Source organism: Luteimonas notoginsengisoli (assembly GCF_042648885.1).
GTDB lineage: Bacteria > Pseudomonadota > Gammaproteobacteria > Xanthomonadales > Xanthomonadaceae > Luteimonas > Luteimonas notoginsengisoli.
In genome coordinates this window covers 221,650-238,029 of sequence record NZ_JBHRYF010000001.1, presented here as the reverse complement: position 1 = coordinate 238,029, position 16,380 = coordinate 221,650, and the positions used below count along the sequence as shown (strand labels likewise).

Genomic DNA, 16,380 nt, shown 5'->3' with positions numbered 1-16,380 from the left:
GCAACGCGCCACGGCCACTCAGCGATCCCGCGCAGCCTGCATTTCCAGCGCCCGCCATTCGGCGGCGGCACGGTCGAGCACGCCGTTGACGTAGGTATGGCCGTGTTCGGAGCCGAAGCGTTTCACCGCCTTGAGCGCCTCGTCGATGATCACCCGGTATGGCACGTCGAGCCGGTGCTGCAGCTCGTAGGCCGCGATGCGCAGCATCGCGCGCTCGATCGGGTCGACTTCCTCGATGCCGCGGTCGAGGAACGGCTGCAGCGACGCATCGAGCGCGCGGCGGTGCTGTTCGACGCCGCGCACCAGGTCTTCGAAATACTCGAGGTCGGCGACTTCGTGCGCCTGTTCGTGCGCGAACTGCGCGATCGCGTTCTTCGCATCGGCGCCGGACAGCTGCATGGCGTAGACGGCCTGCAGCGCGCGCCTGCGCGAACGCGAGCGCCGGGCCGGGTCGATGCCGTCGCGGCGGCGATGCGGATGGCCGCTCACGACAGCTTCTCCGCCAGGCTGGCCATCTCGATCGCGACCAGCGCGCATTCCTCGCCCTTGTTGCCGTGGCTGCCACCGGCGCGGCGCTCGGCGTCTTCCTGCGCGTCGACCGCGAGCACGCCATTGGCGACCGGCACGCCGTGGTCGAGCGCCACGCGCATCAGGCCGTCGGCACAGCCATCGGCCACGTGTTCGAAATGGCGGGTGTCGCCGCGGATCACGCAGCCCAGCGCGATGATGCCGGCGTGCGCGCCCGCGGCGGCGATGCGCGCCGCGGCGGCCGGGATCTCCCATGCGCCGGGCACGCGCACCACGTCGACTGCGTCCTCGGCGACGCCGTGGGCGGCGAACGTCGCGCGCGCACCGGCGACCAGCGTGTCGCTGATGCGCGGATTCCAGCGGCTGGCGATGATCGCGAAGCGCGCGCCGTCGGGGGCGCGCAGGTCGCCTTCGTAGTGGGACATGCAGGAAACCGGGGGCAGGAGGAACGACAGTTTAGCGCGCCGCAGCGGGGCGAATCCGCTGCGACGCGATGCGCGACGCGGCCCCAGGCCCGGCTACGGCGCTTCCAGGTATTCGACGACCTCCAGGCCGTAGCCGGCCAGGCCCACCTGCTTGCGCGGCGTGCCCAGCACGCGCAGCTTGCCCAGCCCGAGGTCGGCGAGGATCTGGCTCCCGGCGCCGTTCCTGCGCCATTCGGCCAGCGCGCCGGCGCGCGTGGCCTGCGCCTGCGGCTGCTCGCGGATGCGTGCCAGCAGCGCCTCGGCCTGTTCGACCTCGCTGCGATGCGCTTCGCCCAGCAGCACCAGCGCGCCGCGCCCTTCGCGGTCGATCATCGCCAGCACGTCGCCAACCAGCGGGCCGAAGTCCGCGCGCCGCCAGTGCAGGCCGTCGGCGAGCCGGTTCTGCATGTGCACGCGCACCAGGGTCGGCGTGGCCGGGTCCGGTTCGCCGCGCAGCAGGGCGAAGTGCAGCGCGTGGCTCAGCCGGTCGCGATAGGTGTGCAGGCGGAACGTGCCGTGCTCGGTGTCGATCTCGCGCACGTCGACGCGTTCGACTGTGTGCTCGGTTTCCAGTCGGTAGCGGATCAGGTCCTCGATCGAGCCGATCTTGAGGCCATGTTCGCGCGCGAACACTTCCAGTTGCGGGCGCCGCGCCATGCTGCCGTCGGCGTTGAGGATCTCGACCAGTACCCCGGCCGGCTCCAGCCCGGCGAGCATTGCCAGGTCGGCCGCCGCTTCGGTGTGGCCGGCGCGGCCGAGCACGCCGCCGGGCTGCGCGGCCAGCGGGAAGATGTGGCCGGGCTGGGCGAGGTCGCGCGGCTGCGCGTCTGGCCGCACCGCGGTGCGGACGGTGTGCGCGCGGTCGTAGGCGGAGATGCCGGTGGTGACGCCCTCCGCGGCCTCGATGCTGACGGTGAAGTTGGTGTGGTGCGAGGAGGTGTTGTCGCGCACCATCGGCGACAGCCCCAGCTGGGCGCAACGCTCGCGGGTCAGCGACAGGCACACCAGGCCGCGTGCGTGGGTGACCATGAAGTTGATGTCGGAGGGCTTGACCAGTTCGGCGGCCATGATCAGGTCGCCTTCGTTCTCGCGGTCCTCGTCGTCGACGACCACGACCATGCGCCCGGCGCGCAGCTCTTCCAGCAGTTCCGGGATCGGGGCGAAGCTCATGCGCCCGCTCCCGCCGGACCCGCGTCGATCGAATCCGCAACCGCGGAATCGGTTCGCGCCGAAAGCAGCCGTTCGACGTAGCGCGCGACCAGGTCGATTTCCAGGTTCACCGCGGTGCCCACGCCCGCCTGCGAGAACGCGGTGTGCGCGACCGTGTGCGGAATCAGCGCGACCTCGAAGCCGGTGTCGTCGACCGCGTTGACCGTCAGGCTGACGCCGTCGACGCAGATCGAACCCTTGCGCGCGATGTACTTGCGCAGCGACGCCGGCGCATCGAAGACCCAGCGCTGCGCGCGCGCGTCGTCGGCGACGCTGCGCACGCGCCCCACCCCGTCAACGTGGCCGCTGACCAGGTGCCCGCCGAGGCGGTCGTCGGCGCGCATCGCGCGTTCCAGGTTCAGCGCGGTCCCAACGGGCAGTTCGCCCAGGGTCGTCAGCGCCAGCGTTTCGGTGGAGGCGTCGACGTCAAAGTGCGCGTCGTCGAACGCGACCACGGTCAGGCAGGCGCCGTTGACGCTGATGCTTTCACCCAGCGCCACGCGTTCCGCGTGCACGTTCCATGGCAGCGTGCCGACAGCGATCCGCAGCCGCGCATCGCCGCCGCGCGTTTCGCGCGAGGCAAGCCGGCCGACACCTTCGATGAGTCCTGTGAACATGAAACGTTTTCCTCGCGCTGGGCAATGAAAAACGTCCCGGGGCATGCGGCGGCGCGCGACCCGAGGGCCGCGCGCTGCTGTCTTCTTTCATCCGGACTGTGAGGAAGCTTGCGGCTTCCAACCGTCGGCTCCGGCATTGGACCGGATCTGCTGACCTTCCGCGGGATCGAAGCGGCACAGTGAAGTGCGCGCTGCCGATGCCACCGAAGCGCTCGCGGGCTCGCGCGTGGCCTCGTGGGAAGCGCCGCGCCTACCGCCGGTGGGGAATTTCGCCCCGCCCTGAAGACGTCTGGTTCTGGTGATCGCCGGGGTCATCCCGACGCGGCGATTCTAGCATCGGGCACCCGCGGGCTCCGCCGGACGCAGCATTCCGCTGGCGTCCCGGTTGACGCGCCGGACGCCGGGTTTCATCGCCGAAGTTGTGTGGACGCGTCTTCCTGCCGGCTGGCGACATGCGCGCCGTCGCTAGCCGGCCTTGCGGCGCGCATGGACGAACAGCGGCCAGCGCACCCGCTGCGTCGTGTCCGGATCTCCCCAGGCCTCGATGAAATCCGCGGCGCAGGCGGCGACCGCATCCCGGCCGGTGGCCTCGAGGTACCGCCTGCTGGCCGAATAGCTGGCGAAATAGCCCAGCAGCCGGGACACGGGCCAATCGGCAACCAGGTCGAATCCGGGCCCCTGCACCGGCTCGAACGGCCAGGCGTAGCCTGCGTACCCGGCATCGATATCCGCGCGCTCCGGCGGCCAGTACGGCCAGATCCGGCCCTGCAGCTCGGCATTGGCCGCAGCGATGCGGGCCGGGACCTCGATGTCTTGGTAGCCCCACACCACCAGCACCCCACCAGGCCGCAGCACGCGGGCGCATTCGGCGAAGAAGGCCGGCCGGTCGAACCAGTGAAGCGCTTGCGCCACGCAGACCGCATCCACGCTGGAACTGCCCAGGCTGCAGCGCTCGCCGGGCTCGACGGCGAAGTGCACGTTCGCGATCGCGGGCGCGCGGGCGACCTGCGCCGCGCTGGGGTCGGTGGCGTGCACGCGATCGAAGCGGACAGCCAGATCACGACTGGCCTGGCCGCTGCCGCAGCCGGCTTCCCACGCCAGGTCGCGTGCCGGCGCGATGGCAGCGATCCAGTCGAACAGCACCTGCGGGTAGGTCGGGCGCGCCAGTGCGTATGCCTCGGCGCTGGCGGAGAAATGGTCCTTGAACAGCGCAGGCGTTGCATTGCTCATCGTGTTCTCCATTTGTCCACACCCCGATAACGCATACATCGGCGGTGGGGAGCCCCGCAGACGGGCGATGCCGCAGCCCCTCCGCAACGTCGCAATGCCTACACCTGCCTACGGACGACGCTTACCGGACAGAGCTCTTGTGGGAGCGGCTTCAGCCGCGAGCTTTGGGGCCGTAGCGGGTGCAAAAATCCAGAGCTCGCGGCTGAAGCCGCTCCCACCAAAGCGCCTGGTGGACACAGTTACGCGGAGCCGGCCCCGGACTGTTGCGGGCGCAGCAGCAGGCGCAGGTCATCGCCTACGTGCCTGGTTTCCACCAGCCGCAGCTGCAGCCGCTGTGTCATCTGGTCGATGCGCAGCCCGTCGAACAGCGGCCGGGCGCGTTCGCCCAGCAGCACCGGCGCCATGTACACCAGCAGCTCGTCGACCAGCCCAGCCTTGAGGAATGCGCCCGCCAGGGTGGCGCCAGTCTCGACCTGGATCTCGTTGATGCCGCGGGCCGCCAGCAGCCCGAGCACCGCGTCGAGGTCCAGTTCGCCGTCGCGCAGCGGCACGGCCACGCGCTCGGCGGCGAAGTCACGCGGTGGCTTCACGTCGGGCGCATGCAGGTAGAGCGTCGGCGCATCGCCTGCGCGGACCTTGCCGCGCGCGATCGTGGCCAGGCCGGTGTCCAGCACGACCCGCAGCGGTGGCTCGAAGTCGGTGTCGTCGTGGAAGCGCACGGTGAGCTGCGGGTCGTCCGCCAGTACCGTGCCCGAGCCGGTGAGGATCGCACCGCTGCGCGCCCGCCAGTGCATCACGTCGGCCCGCGCCTGCGTGCCTGTGATCCACTTCGAGTCGCCGCCGGCCATCGCGGTGCGGCCATCGAGGCTGCTGCCCAACTTGATCCGCAGCCACGGCCGGCCGCGTTCGAGCCGCGACAGGAAGCCCTTGTTGAGCGCCCTGGCCTGCGTTTCCAGGAGCCCGGACTCGACCGCAATGCAGGCCTCGCGCAGGCGTTCAAAGCCCTTGCCGTCGACCGCCTCGAACGGGTCGCGCATCGCCGCCACCACGCGCGCGACGCCGGCGGCCACCAGCGCTTCCGTGCACGGCCCGGTGCTGCCGGTGTGCGCGCAGGGTTCGAGCGTCACGTAGGCGGTCGCGCCCCTCGCCCGTTCGCCGGCCTGCTGCAGCGCGAACACTTCGGCATGCGGCCCGCCCTTGCGCCGGTGCCAGCCCTCGCCGACGACCTCGTCGCCGTGCGCGACCACGCAGCCGACCATCGGATTGGGCCGCGTGGTGTAAGCGCCGCGTTCGGCAAGGCGCAGCGCGCGCGCCATCATCGCGTGATCGGTGGCCGTGAACCCGCTCATCGTGTCTCCGGTGGTGGTGGCAGGGGGCTTACCGTGCGGAACGTACCGCCGATCAGGGGGCCGGGCGAATGCGCCTGGCCGCCACGATTCAGCGCTTGCGTCCCTTGTCGGCGTTCTTGTCCGCGTGCCGATCGAACGGGACGACGTCGGCACCGAGCAGCGGCAGCTGGCCCTCGCCGGGCAGGTCGCGTTCGAGCCGGTCGAGCTCCTCGCGGAAATCGGCGACATCCTCGAACGATCGGTACACCGAAGCGAAGCGCACGTAGCCGACATGGTCGAGCTTGCGCAGTTCGGCCATCACGAACTCGCCGACGCGGCGGGATGCCAGCTCGCGCTCGGTGGTCATGCGCAGCTGGTGGATCACCGCGCGCACCGCGGCCTCGATCTGCTCTTCCGAGACGGGCCGCTTGTGCAGCGCGCGGTCGAAACTCTGGCGCAGCTTGCGCGCATCGAAGGTGTCGCGTCGCCCGTCGGACTTGATGATCGCCGGCAGCTTCAGTTCGATCGTTTCCAGCGTGCTGAAACGCTCCCCGCAGGCTTCGCACTCGCGCCGGCGCCGGATCGTGGCGCCGTCATCGCTGACGCGCGAATCGATGACGCGGGTGTCGACGTGCTGGCAGAAGGGGCAATGCATCAGGCTTGCGGGTCGGTGATTCGCGCATCGCGACTTGTGATAGCGGGTCCGGGACGCGCCTCAGCGAACATCCGGTCCCCGCCCTGGACGGTCGAACGGCTGGTGGCCACGAATCGCGTCTTCTCAGCCATACACCGGAAACTGCGCGCACTGCTTCGTCACGTTCTCGCGCACGCCGGCGATGACCTTCTCGTCCTTCGGATTGTCCAGCACGTCGCAGATCCAGTTCGCCAGCGCGACGCAATCGTCTTCCCTGTAACCGCGCGTGGTCACGGCCGGGGTGCCGATGCGAAGCCCGGAAGTCACGAAGGGCTTCTGCGGGTCGTTGGGCACCGCGTTCTTGTTGACCGTGATGTGCGCCTCGCCCAGCGCGGCCTCCGCGTCCTTGCCGGTGATCCCCTTGCCGATCATGTCGACCAGCATCAGGTGGTTTTCGGTGCCGCCGGAGACGATCTTGTAGCCGCGCTCGATGATGGTCTTCGCCATTGCCTGCGCGTTCTTCACCACCTGCGCCTGGTAGGCCTTGAAATCGGGTTCCAGCGCTTCCTTGAACGCAACGGCCTTGGCCGCGATCACGTGCATCAGCGGGCCGCCCTGGATGCCGGGGAACACGATCGACTGCAGCTTCTTCTCGATCTCGTCGGCCGCATCGCCCATTGCCGCGCGGCTGGCGACGATGATGCCCCCGCGCGGGCCGCGCAGCGTCTTGTGGGTGGTGGACGTGACGATGTGCGCGTGCGGCACCGGGTTGGGATAGACGCCGGCGGCGACCAGGCCCGCGACGTGGGCCATGTCGACGAACAGGTAGGCGCCGATCTTGTCGGCGATGGCGCGGAAGCGCGCCCAGTCGACCACCTGCGAATACGCACTGAAGCCGGAGACGACCATCCTCGGCTTGTGCTCCAGCGCCAGGCGTTCGACCTCGTCGTAATCGATCAGGCCTTCGTCGTTGACGCCGTACTGCACGGCGTTGAACAGCTTGCCGCTGATGTTGGGCTTCGCGCCGTGGGTGAGATGGCCGCCGTGGGCCAACGACATGCCGAGGATCGTGTCGCCCGGCTGCAGCAGCGCCAGGTACACCGCCTGGTTGGCCTGCGAGCCCGAATGCGGCTGCACGTTCGCATAGTCGGCGCCGAACAACGCCTTGACCCGGTCGAGGGCCAGGCGCTCGGCGATGTCCACGTATTCGCAGCCGCCGTAGTAGCGCTTGCCGGGATAGCCCTCGGCGTACTTGTTGGTCAGCTGGCTGCCCTGGGCTTCCATCACCCGCGGGCTGGCGTAGTTCTCGCTCGCGATCAGTTCGACGTGGTCTTCCTGGCGGCGGTTCTCGGACGCGATCGCCGCGGCCAGTTCGGGATCGTAACCTTCGATGCGGGCGTCGCGCGAAAACATCGTCTCTCCAGGGCAGCACGGGAATGGGCCAATTGTAGCCCGCGGCCCTTGCGGGAGCGGCCGGGGCCGTAACGGCGCGCCCGGCCTCCGATCGCGGCTGCCGCCGCCATGAGAGAAAAAAAGGGCGCGCCAGCCGGCGCGCCCTCTGTCGATCCGCCCCGGCCTGCTTACCGGTGCAGGATCAGGTCGGTGATGATGCCGGTCGCCACGGCCACCAGCAGGAAGTCGCCGGAGTCGCTGCGGCGCCAGTAATGGCCCCGCGGCGGCTGGCGCAGGCCGTAGCCGTAGTAGTCATTGACCACGTAGGTCCGGCCGTAGCCGGGATCGTAGTAGCGATGGCCGCGGCTCCACCGCGGCGGGCCGCGATGCACGATGACCGGCCGCGGGGCGTAGTAGCGCTCGCGGTAGATCACGCGGGGCGCGGGGCGATAGACCACCCGGCGGTCGTGGCGGCGGTCATGCCGGTAGTCGCGGCGGTCCGCGCGCCGATCATGCCGATAATCGCGCCGGTCCGCGCGGCGCTCGTGGCGGTTCCAGTCGTTGCGATCACCACGATGCCGGTCGTACTGGCCGTGATTGTCGCGATCGCGGTGGCCACGATCGTGGTCGCGGCCCGCGGCCGACGCGGGCATCGCCACCGCGGCGAAGGCGAGCAACAGGGCGGCGAATTTCAGGGGGGCGTGCATGCGGGCGGTCTCCACGTGTTTGCGTGATGTGAGCATGAGCGAGCGAGGCTGAATCCAGTCCTCCCGGATCGGGCGCGCGCAAGCCGCGTTCAGCCACCGGCAAGCGGCCCGACGGGCGGCGGCAGCCCGTATAATCGGGGTTCCCCGATGTCTCTCCCGCCAGCGCGAACCGCGCGGGCGCGGCCTGTCTTACCCGGAGCCCCCATGTCGCAATACATCTACACCATGAACGGCGTCAGCAAGACCGTGCCGCCGAAGCGCCAGATCATCAAGGACATCTCGCTGTCGTTCTTCCCCGGCGCCAAGATCGGCCTGCTGGGCCTGAACGGCGCCGGCAAGTCGACGGTGCTGAAGATCATGGCCGGCGTGGACACCGATTTCTCGGGCGAGGCGCGGCCACAGGCGGGGATCAAGGTCGGCTACCTGGCGCAGGAGCCGCAGCTGGATCCGGAAAAGACCGTGCGCGAGTCGGTCGAGGAAGGCGTGGGGGAGGTCCTGCAGGCCCAGGCCGCTCTCGAACAGGTCTACGCCGCCTACGCCGAGGAAGGCGCCGACTTCGACAAGCTGGCCAAGGAACAGGAGCGGCTCGAGGCGATCCTCGCCGCCGGCGACGCGCATACCCTCGAAAACCAGCTGGAAGTGGCCGCCGACGCGCTGCGCCTGCCGCCGTGGGAAGCGATCATCGGCAAGCTGTCCGGCGGCGAGAAGCGCCGCGTTGCGCTGTGCCGACTGCTGCTGCAGAAGCCGGACATGCTGCTGCTCGACGAACCCACCAACCATCTCGACGCCGAATCGGTCGAATGGCTGGAGCAGTTCCTCGCCCGCTACACCGGCACCGTGGTGGCGGTGACCCATGACCGCTACTTCCTCGACAACGCCGCCGAGTGGATCCTCGAGCTGGATCGCGGCCGCGGCATCCCGTGGAAGGGCAACTACACCGACTGGCTGGTGCAGAAGGAAGACCGGCTCAAGCGCGAGGAGTCCGGCGAGAAGGCGCGGCAGAAGGCGATCCAGAAGGAACTCGAATGGGCCCGCAGCAACGCCAAGGGCGGCCGCTCGAAAGGCAAGGCGCGCCTGGCGCGGATCGAGGAACTGCAGGCGGTCGATTACCAGAAGCGGCAGGAAACCAACGAGATCTTCATTCCGCCAGGCGAGCGCCTGGGCAGCAAGGTGATCGAGTTCAAGAACGTCTCCAAGAGTTTCGGCGACCGCCTGCTGATCGACGACCTGAGCTTCATCGCGCCGCCGGGCGCGATCATCGGCATCATCGGCCCCAACGGCGCCGGCAAGTCGACGCTGTTCAAGATGATCACCGGGCAGGAGAAGCCGGACTCCGGTTCGATCGACATGGGGCCGACGGTCAACATCGCCTACGTCGACCAGAGCCGCGACAAGCTCGAGGGCAACCACAACGTGTTCCAGGAGGTGTCCGGCGGCGCCGACATCCTCAACATCAACGGCATCGAGATCCAGTCGCGCGCCTACATCGGCCGCTTCAACTTCAAGGGCCAGGACCAGCAGAAGCTGGTCGGCACGCTGTCGGGCGGCGAACGCGGCCGCCTGCACCTGGCCAAGACCCTGCTGCAGGGCGGCAACGTGCTGCTGCTCGACGAGCCGTCCAACGACCTCGACATCGAGACCCTGCGCGCGCTGGAAGACGCACTGCTGGAGTTCCCGGGCAACACGTTCGTGATTTCGCATGACCGCTGGTTCCTGGACCGCATCGCGACCCACATCCTGGCCTTCGAGGGCAACTCGCACGTCGAGTTCTTCCAGGGCAACTATCGCGAGTACGAGGAAGACAAGAAGCGTCGCCTCGGCGAGGACGCGGGCCCGCACCGGCTGCGGTTCAAGGCGCTGAAATAGCGGCAGCTGCTCTTGTGGGAGCGGCTTCAGCCGCGAGCTTTCCGCCCGCCCGGCGTGGAGCAGAAGCTCGCGGCTGGAGCCGCTCGCACGGGACACTCCGCTTCGACGCGGGCTTCAACGCCAAGGAGACGACGACCATGGATTTCATGCAGGCACTGCGGCAGCGCTGGAGCGAGTCGGACTCGCTGGTCTGCGTCGGCCTCGATCCCGAGCCGGCGAAGTTTCCGCCAAAGTTCACCGACGAACCCGACGCGATATTCGCCTTCTGCCGCGACGTCGTGGACGCCACCGCGGAGTTCGCCTGCGCGTTCAAGCCGCAGATCGCGCACTTCGCCGCGCGCGGAGCCGAAGACGCGCTTGGCCGGCTCATCGCGCACGTCCACGCCGCGCATCCCGGCATCCCGGTGATCCTGGACGCCAAGCGCGGCGACATCGGCAGCACCGCGCAGCACTACGCCGCCGAAGCCTTCGACCGCTTCCAGGCTGACGCAGTCACCGCCAATCCCTACCTCGGCCGCGACTCCGTGCAGCCGTTCCTGGATCGCGCCGACCGGGGCGTGGTGATCCTGTGCCACACCTCCAACCCGGGCGCCGGCCACTTCCAGGACCTGGACGTGGGCGGCCGCCCGCTCTACCAGCACGTCGCCGAGCGGGTCGCGCGCGACTGGAACGGCCACGGCAACTGCGCGCTGGTCGTCGGCGCGACCTGGCCGGCACAGCTGCGCGAAGTGCGCGCGATCGTCGGCGACATGCCGCTGCTGATTCCCGGCGTCGGCGCGCAGGGCGGCGACGTCGAAGCCGTGGTCAGGAACGGCCTTGCCGCCGATGGCGCCGGCCTGCTGGTCAGCTCCTCGCGCGCGATCCTGTATGCGTCCGGCGGCGACGATTACGACGAAGCCGCGGCGTTGGCTGCGAAGGCGCTGCGCGACGGGATCAACCGGCACCGCTGAAAGTCGTCCGGTGCTTGCATGTAGGAGCGAAGGAAGTCGCGAAGCCTTCCGTCCGCCTCCTGCGGCCCTCGCGGATCCCGGTCGCGACTTCCGTCGCTCCTACGAGCCAGGCCAAGTCCGCGAGGGCCGGTCAGCCTTCGGCCGGCAGCCCGAAGACCTGCCGCAGGTAGGCCAGGTAGCCGGGGTCGTCGCACATGCCCTTGCCGGGCGCGTCGCTGACCTTGGCCACGGGCTGGCCGTTGCAGCGGACCATCTTCATCACGATGTTCAGCGGCCTCGGTCCGAGGTCGTTGGTCAGGTTGGTCCCGACGCCGAACGCGACCCTGCAGCGATCGTGGAAATGCGCGTGCAGGCGCAGCACCTTGTCGATGTCGAGGCTGTCGCTGAACACCAGGGTCTTGGTCCGCGGGTCGATCCTGAGCCCTTCCAGGTGGGCGATCACGCGCTCGCCCCAGGCGAACGGATCGCCGGAGTCATGGCGGATGCCGTCGAACAGCTTGCAGAAGTACAGGTCGAAGTCGCGCAAGAAGGCTTCGATCCCGACCACGTCCGACAGCGCCACGCCCAGGTCGCCGCGGTACTCCTGCGCCCAGGCCTCGAACGCCGCCTTCTGCGAATCCACCAGCCGCGGCCCCAGCGCCTGGAACGCCTGCAGGAACTCGTGCGCCATCGTCCCGTGCGGGACGAGGTCGTACTCGCGCGCGAAGAAGACGTTGCTGGTGCCCGCGAACTGCGGTCCGAGCGCGTCGCGCAGGCGCGGCAGGATCCGCGCGTGCCAGTCGCGCGAATAGCGCCGGCGCGTCCCGAAGTCGCTGATGCTGCAGTCGGGAACCTCGCGCAGGCGCGCGATCTTGGCATCGAGCCGCCGCAGCCCCTCGGCCTCGTCGGCGGGCGGCTGGTGGCGGAACCAGACCTCGTTGACGATCGCCAGCAGCGGCACCTCGAACGGGATCGTGTGCAGCCATGGCCCCTCGACCTCCAGCACGATCTCGCCCGGCACGTCGGCGGACGGGCGCAAGGTGACGTACTTGCGATCGAGGTGGAACAGGCCAAGGAAATCGACGAAGTCCGGCTTGAAATAGCGCAGCCCGCGCAGCCACGCCAGCTCGCCGGCATCCAGCCGCAGCGTGCACAGCGCTTCGATCTCGGCGTGGATTTCGTCGACATGGCGCGCCAGGTCGATCCCCGGCGTCCGGCAGCGGAAACGATATTTCACCTGCGCCGCCGGATGCTGGTGCAGCACCGCCTGCATCATCGTGAGCTTGTACAGGTCGGTGTCGAGCAACGACTGGATGATCACGGTGCGCTGCCCTCCCGGGCCGCGAACACGATGCCCGGAAGCCGGGACGCCCAGTGCAGCCAGATCGCCAGCCACGCGCCCGCGCGCACCATGACGCTGCGGCGCGACGCCTCGAACTTGCGGAAATAGCGCCACAGGCCGCGGTGCTTGTGCCATTCCGAGAAGCCCGGACGCGACCGGCTGGAAACGCCGCGCACATGCACCACGCGCACATCGTTGGCCACCGCCACCACGGCGCCGGCCAGGCGCGCGCGACGGCACAGGTCCAGGTCTTCCACGTGCAGCCGGTAGCCCTCATCGAATCCGCCGATGCGATCGAACAGCATGCGCGGCAGCAGCATCAGCGCGCCGGAGACCGCCTCGACCTGCTGCAACAGCTGCGCGTCATCGACCTCGACGTCCAGCGGTCGGCCGCTGCTGCTGCGCAGCGGTCCGCGCAGCATCGCGGCGAAGTCGGGATCGTTGCGCCGCGCGGCGCCGTCGCGCACGCCGGCGACATCGACAAGGTCGGCGCCGAGCAGAACCTCGCCGCCGGCCGCCCGCGCATGCCGCAGCAGCCGCGCAAGCGTGTCGCGTCCCACCAGGCAGTCGGGATTGACGAACGCCAGCCACGGCGCGTCGCTGTCGCGCGCGCCCTGGTTGCAGGCCACGGCGAACCCCGGGTTGTCGGGGTTGCCGATGAAACGCAGGCGTGGATCCACGGCCGCGTGGCGCTGGACGATCGCCAGCGTGGCGTCGCGCGAATCATTGTCCACCACGCGGATCTGCACCACTCCGGTCGCGGCGCGCAGGCGCGACAGGCAGTCGTCGATCGTCCCGGCGCTCTGGTAGGTGACGACGATCGCGACGATGCCCTCGCCGGTCGTTGCGGCCGTCACAGGCGTGCCCCCACCGGGTCCTCGCCGGCATGCGGATGCGGCGAATCCGCATCAGCGTCAGCGTGCGGCGCCGGCGGATGCGCCGATGCCGTCGATGCCGCCGTTGCGGTGTCGCTCGCACCCAGCGGGGGCTCGGGCGGTCCATCCGCGATCACCGGCACCTGGGTTCCATCGCCACGGAACAGGTCGCGTTGCGCCTGCGGTTCCGCGACGTCGCGTTCCATCCTCGACAGCGCTTCGCGCATCCCGGCCAGCGGATCGTGCATCAGGAAGTTCGCCAGCCGCGAGTGCCACGCCGGCCAGCGCGCGGCGAGCGCGTCGAGGTCGCCATCGGCCGGACCTCCCTCGCCGCCACGGGCGACGAAGGCCGTCTCGCACAGCGCGTTGCGCCAGCCCAGACCGGACAGGCGCAGCGACAGGTCGATGAGCGCGGCGTACCACGACGCATAGCTGGCCGCGTCGAGGCCGCCGGCCTTGCATCGGGCGCTGCCGCGCAGCATCACCGCGTGGTCAACCGCGGCCGGCAGCTCCAGGTGTCGCGGCGGCATCGACGCGGCGGCCTCGGCAATGCGTCCGAGATCGGCCGGAATCAGCGCAACTTCGCCGCAACGAGGCCAGGCGGCGGTTTCGCCGGCGTTGCACCACGGCGTGGCGGTCGCGATCGCCGCGTCGCGTGCGAAGCACGCGGACAGCTGCGTCGCCCATCCGGGCGCGGGGATCGCGTCAGGCGCCAGCACGATCACGTCCGCGTCGCCGCAGGCCTTGAGCATTTCATCCAGGTGGGCCACCTGCCCGATCGCGCGCGGGCGCCGGGTGTAGTCGGCACGCAGCGGCGTGCGCGCGATCCATCGCTCGATGATCGCGTAGCCGCGCGGTCCCGACTGCGCGTCGTCGGCCAGCCACACGCGCGTCCCCGCCGGCGTGCCGGCGTCGAGCGCCGCCAGGCAGGCGTCGAGCGCGTCATCATCGACGCCGACCTGCAGCAGGACGACCGGAAGTCCGGTCATGCGTCCGCGTCCCGCGCGTGCATCACTTCTTCCGTTTCGGGTTCAACGGTTCCATGGCGCGGAAGCGGCGGCTGTACTCGTCGGTCAGGTCCACGGCTTCCTGCGCATTGCGGATGATCACCGGCGTCAGCAGGATGATGACCTCGCTGCGACCGGTGCTGGATTTCTGCTGCCCGAACAGACCGCCGATGATCGGGATCCGGCTCAGTCCGGGGAAACCGCTGGAACCCCGTCCCACCTCGTCTCGGATCAAACCTGCAAGCATCACCGTGTCACCGCTGCGCACCGCCGCCTCGGTCTTGAGCTTGCGCGTGTCGATGCGGACGTTGCCGTTCTTGTCGGCGGTGGCCTGCGGCCCCGGGCTGCTGACTTCCTGGACGATGTCGAGGAACACCATGCCGTCGCGGGTGACGCGCGGGCGCACGTTGAGGATGGTGCCGGTCTCGATGTACTGCACGTTGCTGTAGGTACCCGTGCTGCCCGTACCGGGATCGAACGACACCGACGAAATCGGAATGCGGCTGCCGACGTTGAAGGTCGCCTCCGCGTTGTTGCGCACCACCACCGACGGCGACTGCAGGATCTGCACGTCCGTCACCTTGTCCAGGGCGCTGATGACGGCCGCCGCGTTGCGTCCGAGGAAAGTCCAGGACAAACCGCCGCCGGTGTCGCTTCCCGGCAGGATGCTCCCGGCGAGGGTGCTCCAGGTGGTCCGGTCGACCGCGTTGGGCAGGCCGGCATCGGTGACGGCGCGCTCGAAGAACCAGTTGACACCGTACTGCAGGTCGCCCCCCAGCGTGACCTCCGCGATCTGCGCCTCGATGTGCACCTGCATCGGCATCACGTCGAGCTTCTCGACCACGTCGCGGATCGACTTCCACGCGCGCGAGGTAGTGCGTACCAGCAGCGTGTTGGTCTCGTCGACCGCCGACACGCCCACGCGATCGCCCTCCACTTCCAGGGTCACGCTGGCGTTGCCGTCCTGGCGCGGGTTCAGTCGCAGCGAGCCGTCGCCGAGGCCACCGCCGCTGCCGCCGTCCATCCCGCCGGCCATGCCCGAATCGGTGCCGCCCGCGTCACCCAGCGACGAACCGTCCTTGCTGCCGCTGCCATTGATCGAGTACGGATCGGATCCGGGCATCAGGCTCACGTTGCCGTCGCCGCCCGCGCCGCGGCCACCGCCGCTGCTGCCGCCGCCGAACACCTCGGACAGGCGATCGGCCAGGTCCTTGGCCTTGATGTACTTGAGCTCGTACGAGAACAGCTGCACGCCGGCGCCGGCGCCGTCGATGCGCTCGAGCCACTGCTGGATCTGGTCCAGGTACGACGCCTGCGGCGTGATCACCAGCACCGCGTTCGCGCCTTCCAGCGGCATGAAGCGGAACATCCCGGCGACCGGCGTCTTGCTCTGCTCGCCGAACACCTTCTCCAGGTCCTGCACCACCTTGCTGGCCTTGCCGTTCTGCAGCGGGAACACGCCCACCGACATGCTCGACATCCAGTCGACGTCGAAGATCTGGATGGTGCGTAGGTAGTTTTCCAGCTCGGTGCGGCTGCCCGCCACGGTGATGACGTTGCGGCCGGAATCGACGTTGACGATCGCGTTGGGACGCGCGTAAGGCTTGAGGATCTTTTCCATCTCGGTGGCCGAGATGTAGCGCAGCTGCACCACCCGCGATTCGAAGCCGCGCGCCGCGGCGGTCGAACCGGTCCGCGGCGCCACCGCGCCGGTGGCCATCGCGGTGTCGGCCGGCACGATGTTGTAGCGGCCGTCGCTGTAGATCATGCGGGCGTTGTTCCAGCCCAGCACCATCTCCAGCAGGCTCAGGGCCTGCGCGGGACTCACCGACTTGGGCGTCGCCAGCGTCACGGTGCCCTGCACGCCCGGGGCGATGACGTAGTTCTGTCCGAGCATGTCGCCGAGGATCGCCTTGACCACGGCCTGCAGCGATTCGCCTTCGAAGTTGAACGTGGTTTCGCCGGTGGTGCCGACCATGTTGGGTGGCGCCGACGCGGCGACGGCGCTGTTGATCGTCTGTCCGGTGCCACGGCGGATCTGCGCCTGCGGCAGGCCGGCTTCGGCATCGGGCAGGGCCTGCGCCGTGACCGGCCCGGCCGCGGTGGCGCCCGGCTGCCCGGCATCGGCGCCGGCGACCGCGGTGCGCGCGCCGTCGCGGCTGACCTGCGGCGCGGGCATCGTGGAACAGGCGGCCAGCAGCGTGGCGACGAGGGCGGCGGCGAACGCCTGGATCGGGAAGCGTTGATTCATG

At 69.6% G+C, this 16,380-nt stretch carries 14 protein-coding genes, 1 pseudogene and 1 riboswitch; of the genes and pseudogenes, 2 read left to right on the top strand and 13 right to left on the bottom strand.

Annotation, left to right across the window (positions count from 1 at the left end; translation table 11 throughout):
* Positions 1-18: 18 nt before the first annotated feature.
* From nusB to ACFOM9_RS01005, 9 genes are all read right to left on the bottom strand, one after another.
* Positions 19-537, bottom strand: coding sequence for a transcription antitermination factor NusB (nusB, locus tag ACFOM9_RS01045; RefSeq protein ID WP_386705367.1), 519 nt, complete (start codon positions 535-537; stop codon positions 19-21).
* Entirely contained in the window at positions 486-953 is a 468-nt protein-coding gene (gene ribH / locus ACFOM9_RS01040; protein WP_386705365.1) for a 6,7-dimethyl-8-ribityllumazine synthase, read from the bottom strand. Before ribH ends, nusB begins: the two co-directional genes overlap by 52 nt.
* Before the next feature lie 93 nt (positions 954-1,046).
* Complete coding sequence (gene ribB / locus ACFOM9_RS01035) at positions 1,047-2,162, bottom strand: 3,4-dihydroxy-2-butanone-4-phosphate synthase (protein ID WP_386705363.1); 1,116 nt, start codon at positions 2,160-2,162, stop codon at positions 1,047-1,049.
* On the bottom strand, positions 2,159-2,818 hold the full coding sequence (locus tag ACFOM9_RS01030; protein ID WP_386705362.1) for a riboflavin synthase: 660 nt from the start codon (positions 2,816-2,818) through the stop codon (positions 2,159-2,161). Before ACFOM9_RS01030 ends, ribB begins: the two co-directional genes overlap by 4 nt.
* A 75-nt stretch (positions 2,819-2,893) precedes the next feature.
* A riboswitch (FMN riboswitch) is annotated at positions 2,894-3,109 on the bottom strand.
* A gap of 174 nt (positions 3,110-3,283) precedes the next feature.
* Positions 3,284-4,048, bottom strand: a complete 765-nt coding sequence (locus ACFOM9_RS01025; RefSeq protein WP_386705361.1) for a class I SAM-dependent methyltransferase — start codon at positions 4,046-4,048, stop codon at positions 3,284-3,286.
* 239 nt (positions 4,049-4,287) lie between these two features.
* Entirely contained in the window at positions 4,288-5,397 is a 1,110-nt protein-coding gene (gene ribD / locus ACFOM9_RS01020; protein WP_386705360.1) for a bifunctional diaminohydroxyphosphoribosylaminopyrimidine deaminase/5-amino-6-(5-phosphoribosylamino)uracil reductase RibD, read from the bottom strand.
* Positions 5,398-5,485: 88 nt separating this feature from the next.
* Positions 5,486-6,031, bottom strand: a complete 546-nt coding sequence (nrdR, locus tag ACFOM9_RS01015) for a transcriptional regulator NrdR (RefSeq protein ID WP_386705359.1) — start codon at positions 6,029-6,031, stop codon at positions 5,486-5,488.
* Between the two features lie 123 nt (positions 6,032-6,154).
* A complete protein-coding gene (gene glyA / locus ACFOM9_RS01010; RefSeq protein ID WP_386705358.1) occupies positions 6,155-7,423 on the bottom strand; it encodes a serine hydroxymethyltransferase in 1,269 nt (422 codons plus the stop codon).
* A gap of 167 nt (positions 7,424-7,590) precedes the next feature.
* Positions 7,591-8,109 (bottom strand): RcnB family protein, encoded by a 519-nt coding sequence (locus ACFOM9_RS01005; protein ID WP_386705357.1) that lies wholly within the window; start codon positions 8,107-8,109, stop codon positions 7,591-7,593.
* Between the two features lie 204 nt (positions 8,110-8,313).
* Between ACFOM9_RS01005 and ettA the strand changes: the two genes are divergently transcribed.
* Together ettA and pyrF are read left to right on the top strand one after the other, a co-directional pair.
* Positions 8,314-9,975 (top strand): energy-dependent translational throttle protein EttA, encoded by a 1,662-nt coding sequence (gene ettA, locus ACFOM9_RS01000; RefSeq protein WP_386705356.1) that lies wholly within the window; start codon positions 8,314-8,316, stop codon positions 9,973-9,975.
* Positions 9,976-10,112: 137 nt separating this feature from the next.
* Positions 10,113-10,925 (top strand): orotidine-5'-phosphate decarboxylase, encoded by an 813-nt coding sequence (pyrF, locus tag ACFOM9_RS00995; RefSeq protein WP_386705355.1) that lies wholly within the window; start codon positions 10,113-10,115, stop codon positions 10,923-10,925.
* A gap of 130 nt (positions 10,926-11,055) precedes the next feature.
* On the opposite strand, the gene pncB is transcribed toward pyrF, so the two are convergent.
* The 4 genes and pseudogenes from pncB to gspD all read right to left on the bottom strand — a co-directional run bounded on the left by pncB (position 11,056) and on the right by gspD (position 16,379).
* Positions 11,056-12,225, bottom strand: a complete 1,170-nt coding sequence (gene pncB, locus ACFOM9_RS00990; protein WP_386705354.1) for a nicotinate phosphoribosyltransferase — start codon at positions 12,223-12,225, stop codon at positions 11,056-11,058.
* The gene (locus tag ACFOM9_RS00985) at positions 12,222-13,103 is read right to left on the bottom strand and encodes a glycosyltransferase family 2 protein (RefSeq protein WP_386705353.1); all 882 of its coding nucleotides are present in this window, start codon (positions 13,101-13,103) and stop codon (positions 12,222-12,224) included. The genes pncB and ACFOM9_RS00985 overlap by 4 nt, the downstream gene beginning before the upstream one ends.
* A 179-nt stretch (positions 13,104-13,282) precedes the next feature.
* Positions 13,283-14,110, bottom strand: a pseudogene (locus tag ACFOM9_RS00980) (glycosyltransferase family 2 protein); the annotation flags it as partial.
* Positions 14,111-14,132: 22 nt separating this feature from the next.
* Positions 14,133-16,379, bottom strand: coding sequence for a type II secretion system secretin GspD (gene gspD, locus ACFOM9_RS00975; RefSeq protein WP_386705352.1), 2,247 nt, complete (start codon positions 16,377-16,379; stop codon positions 14,133-14,135).
* Position 16,380: the final 1 nt, after the last annotated feature.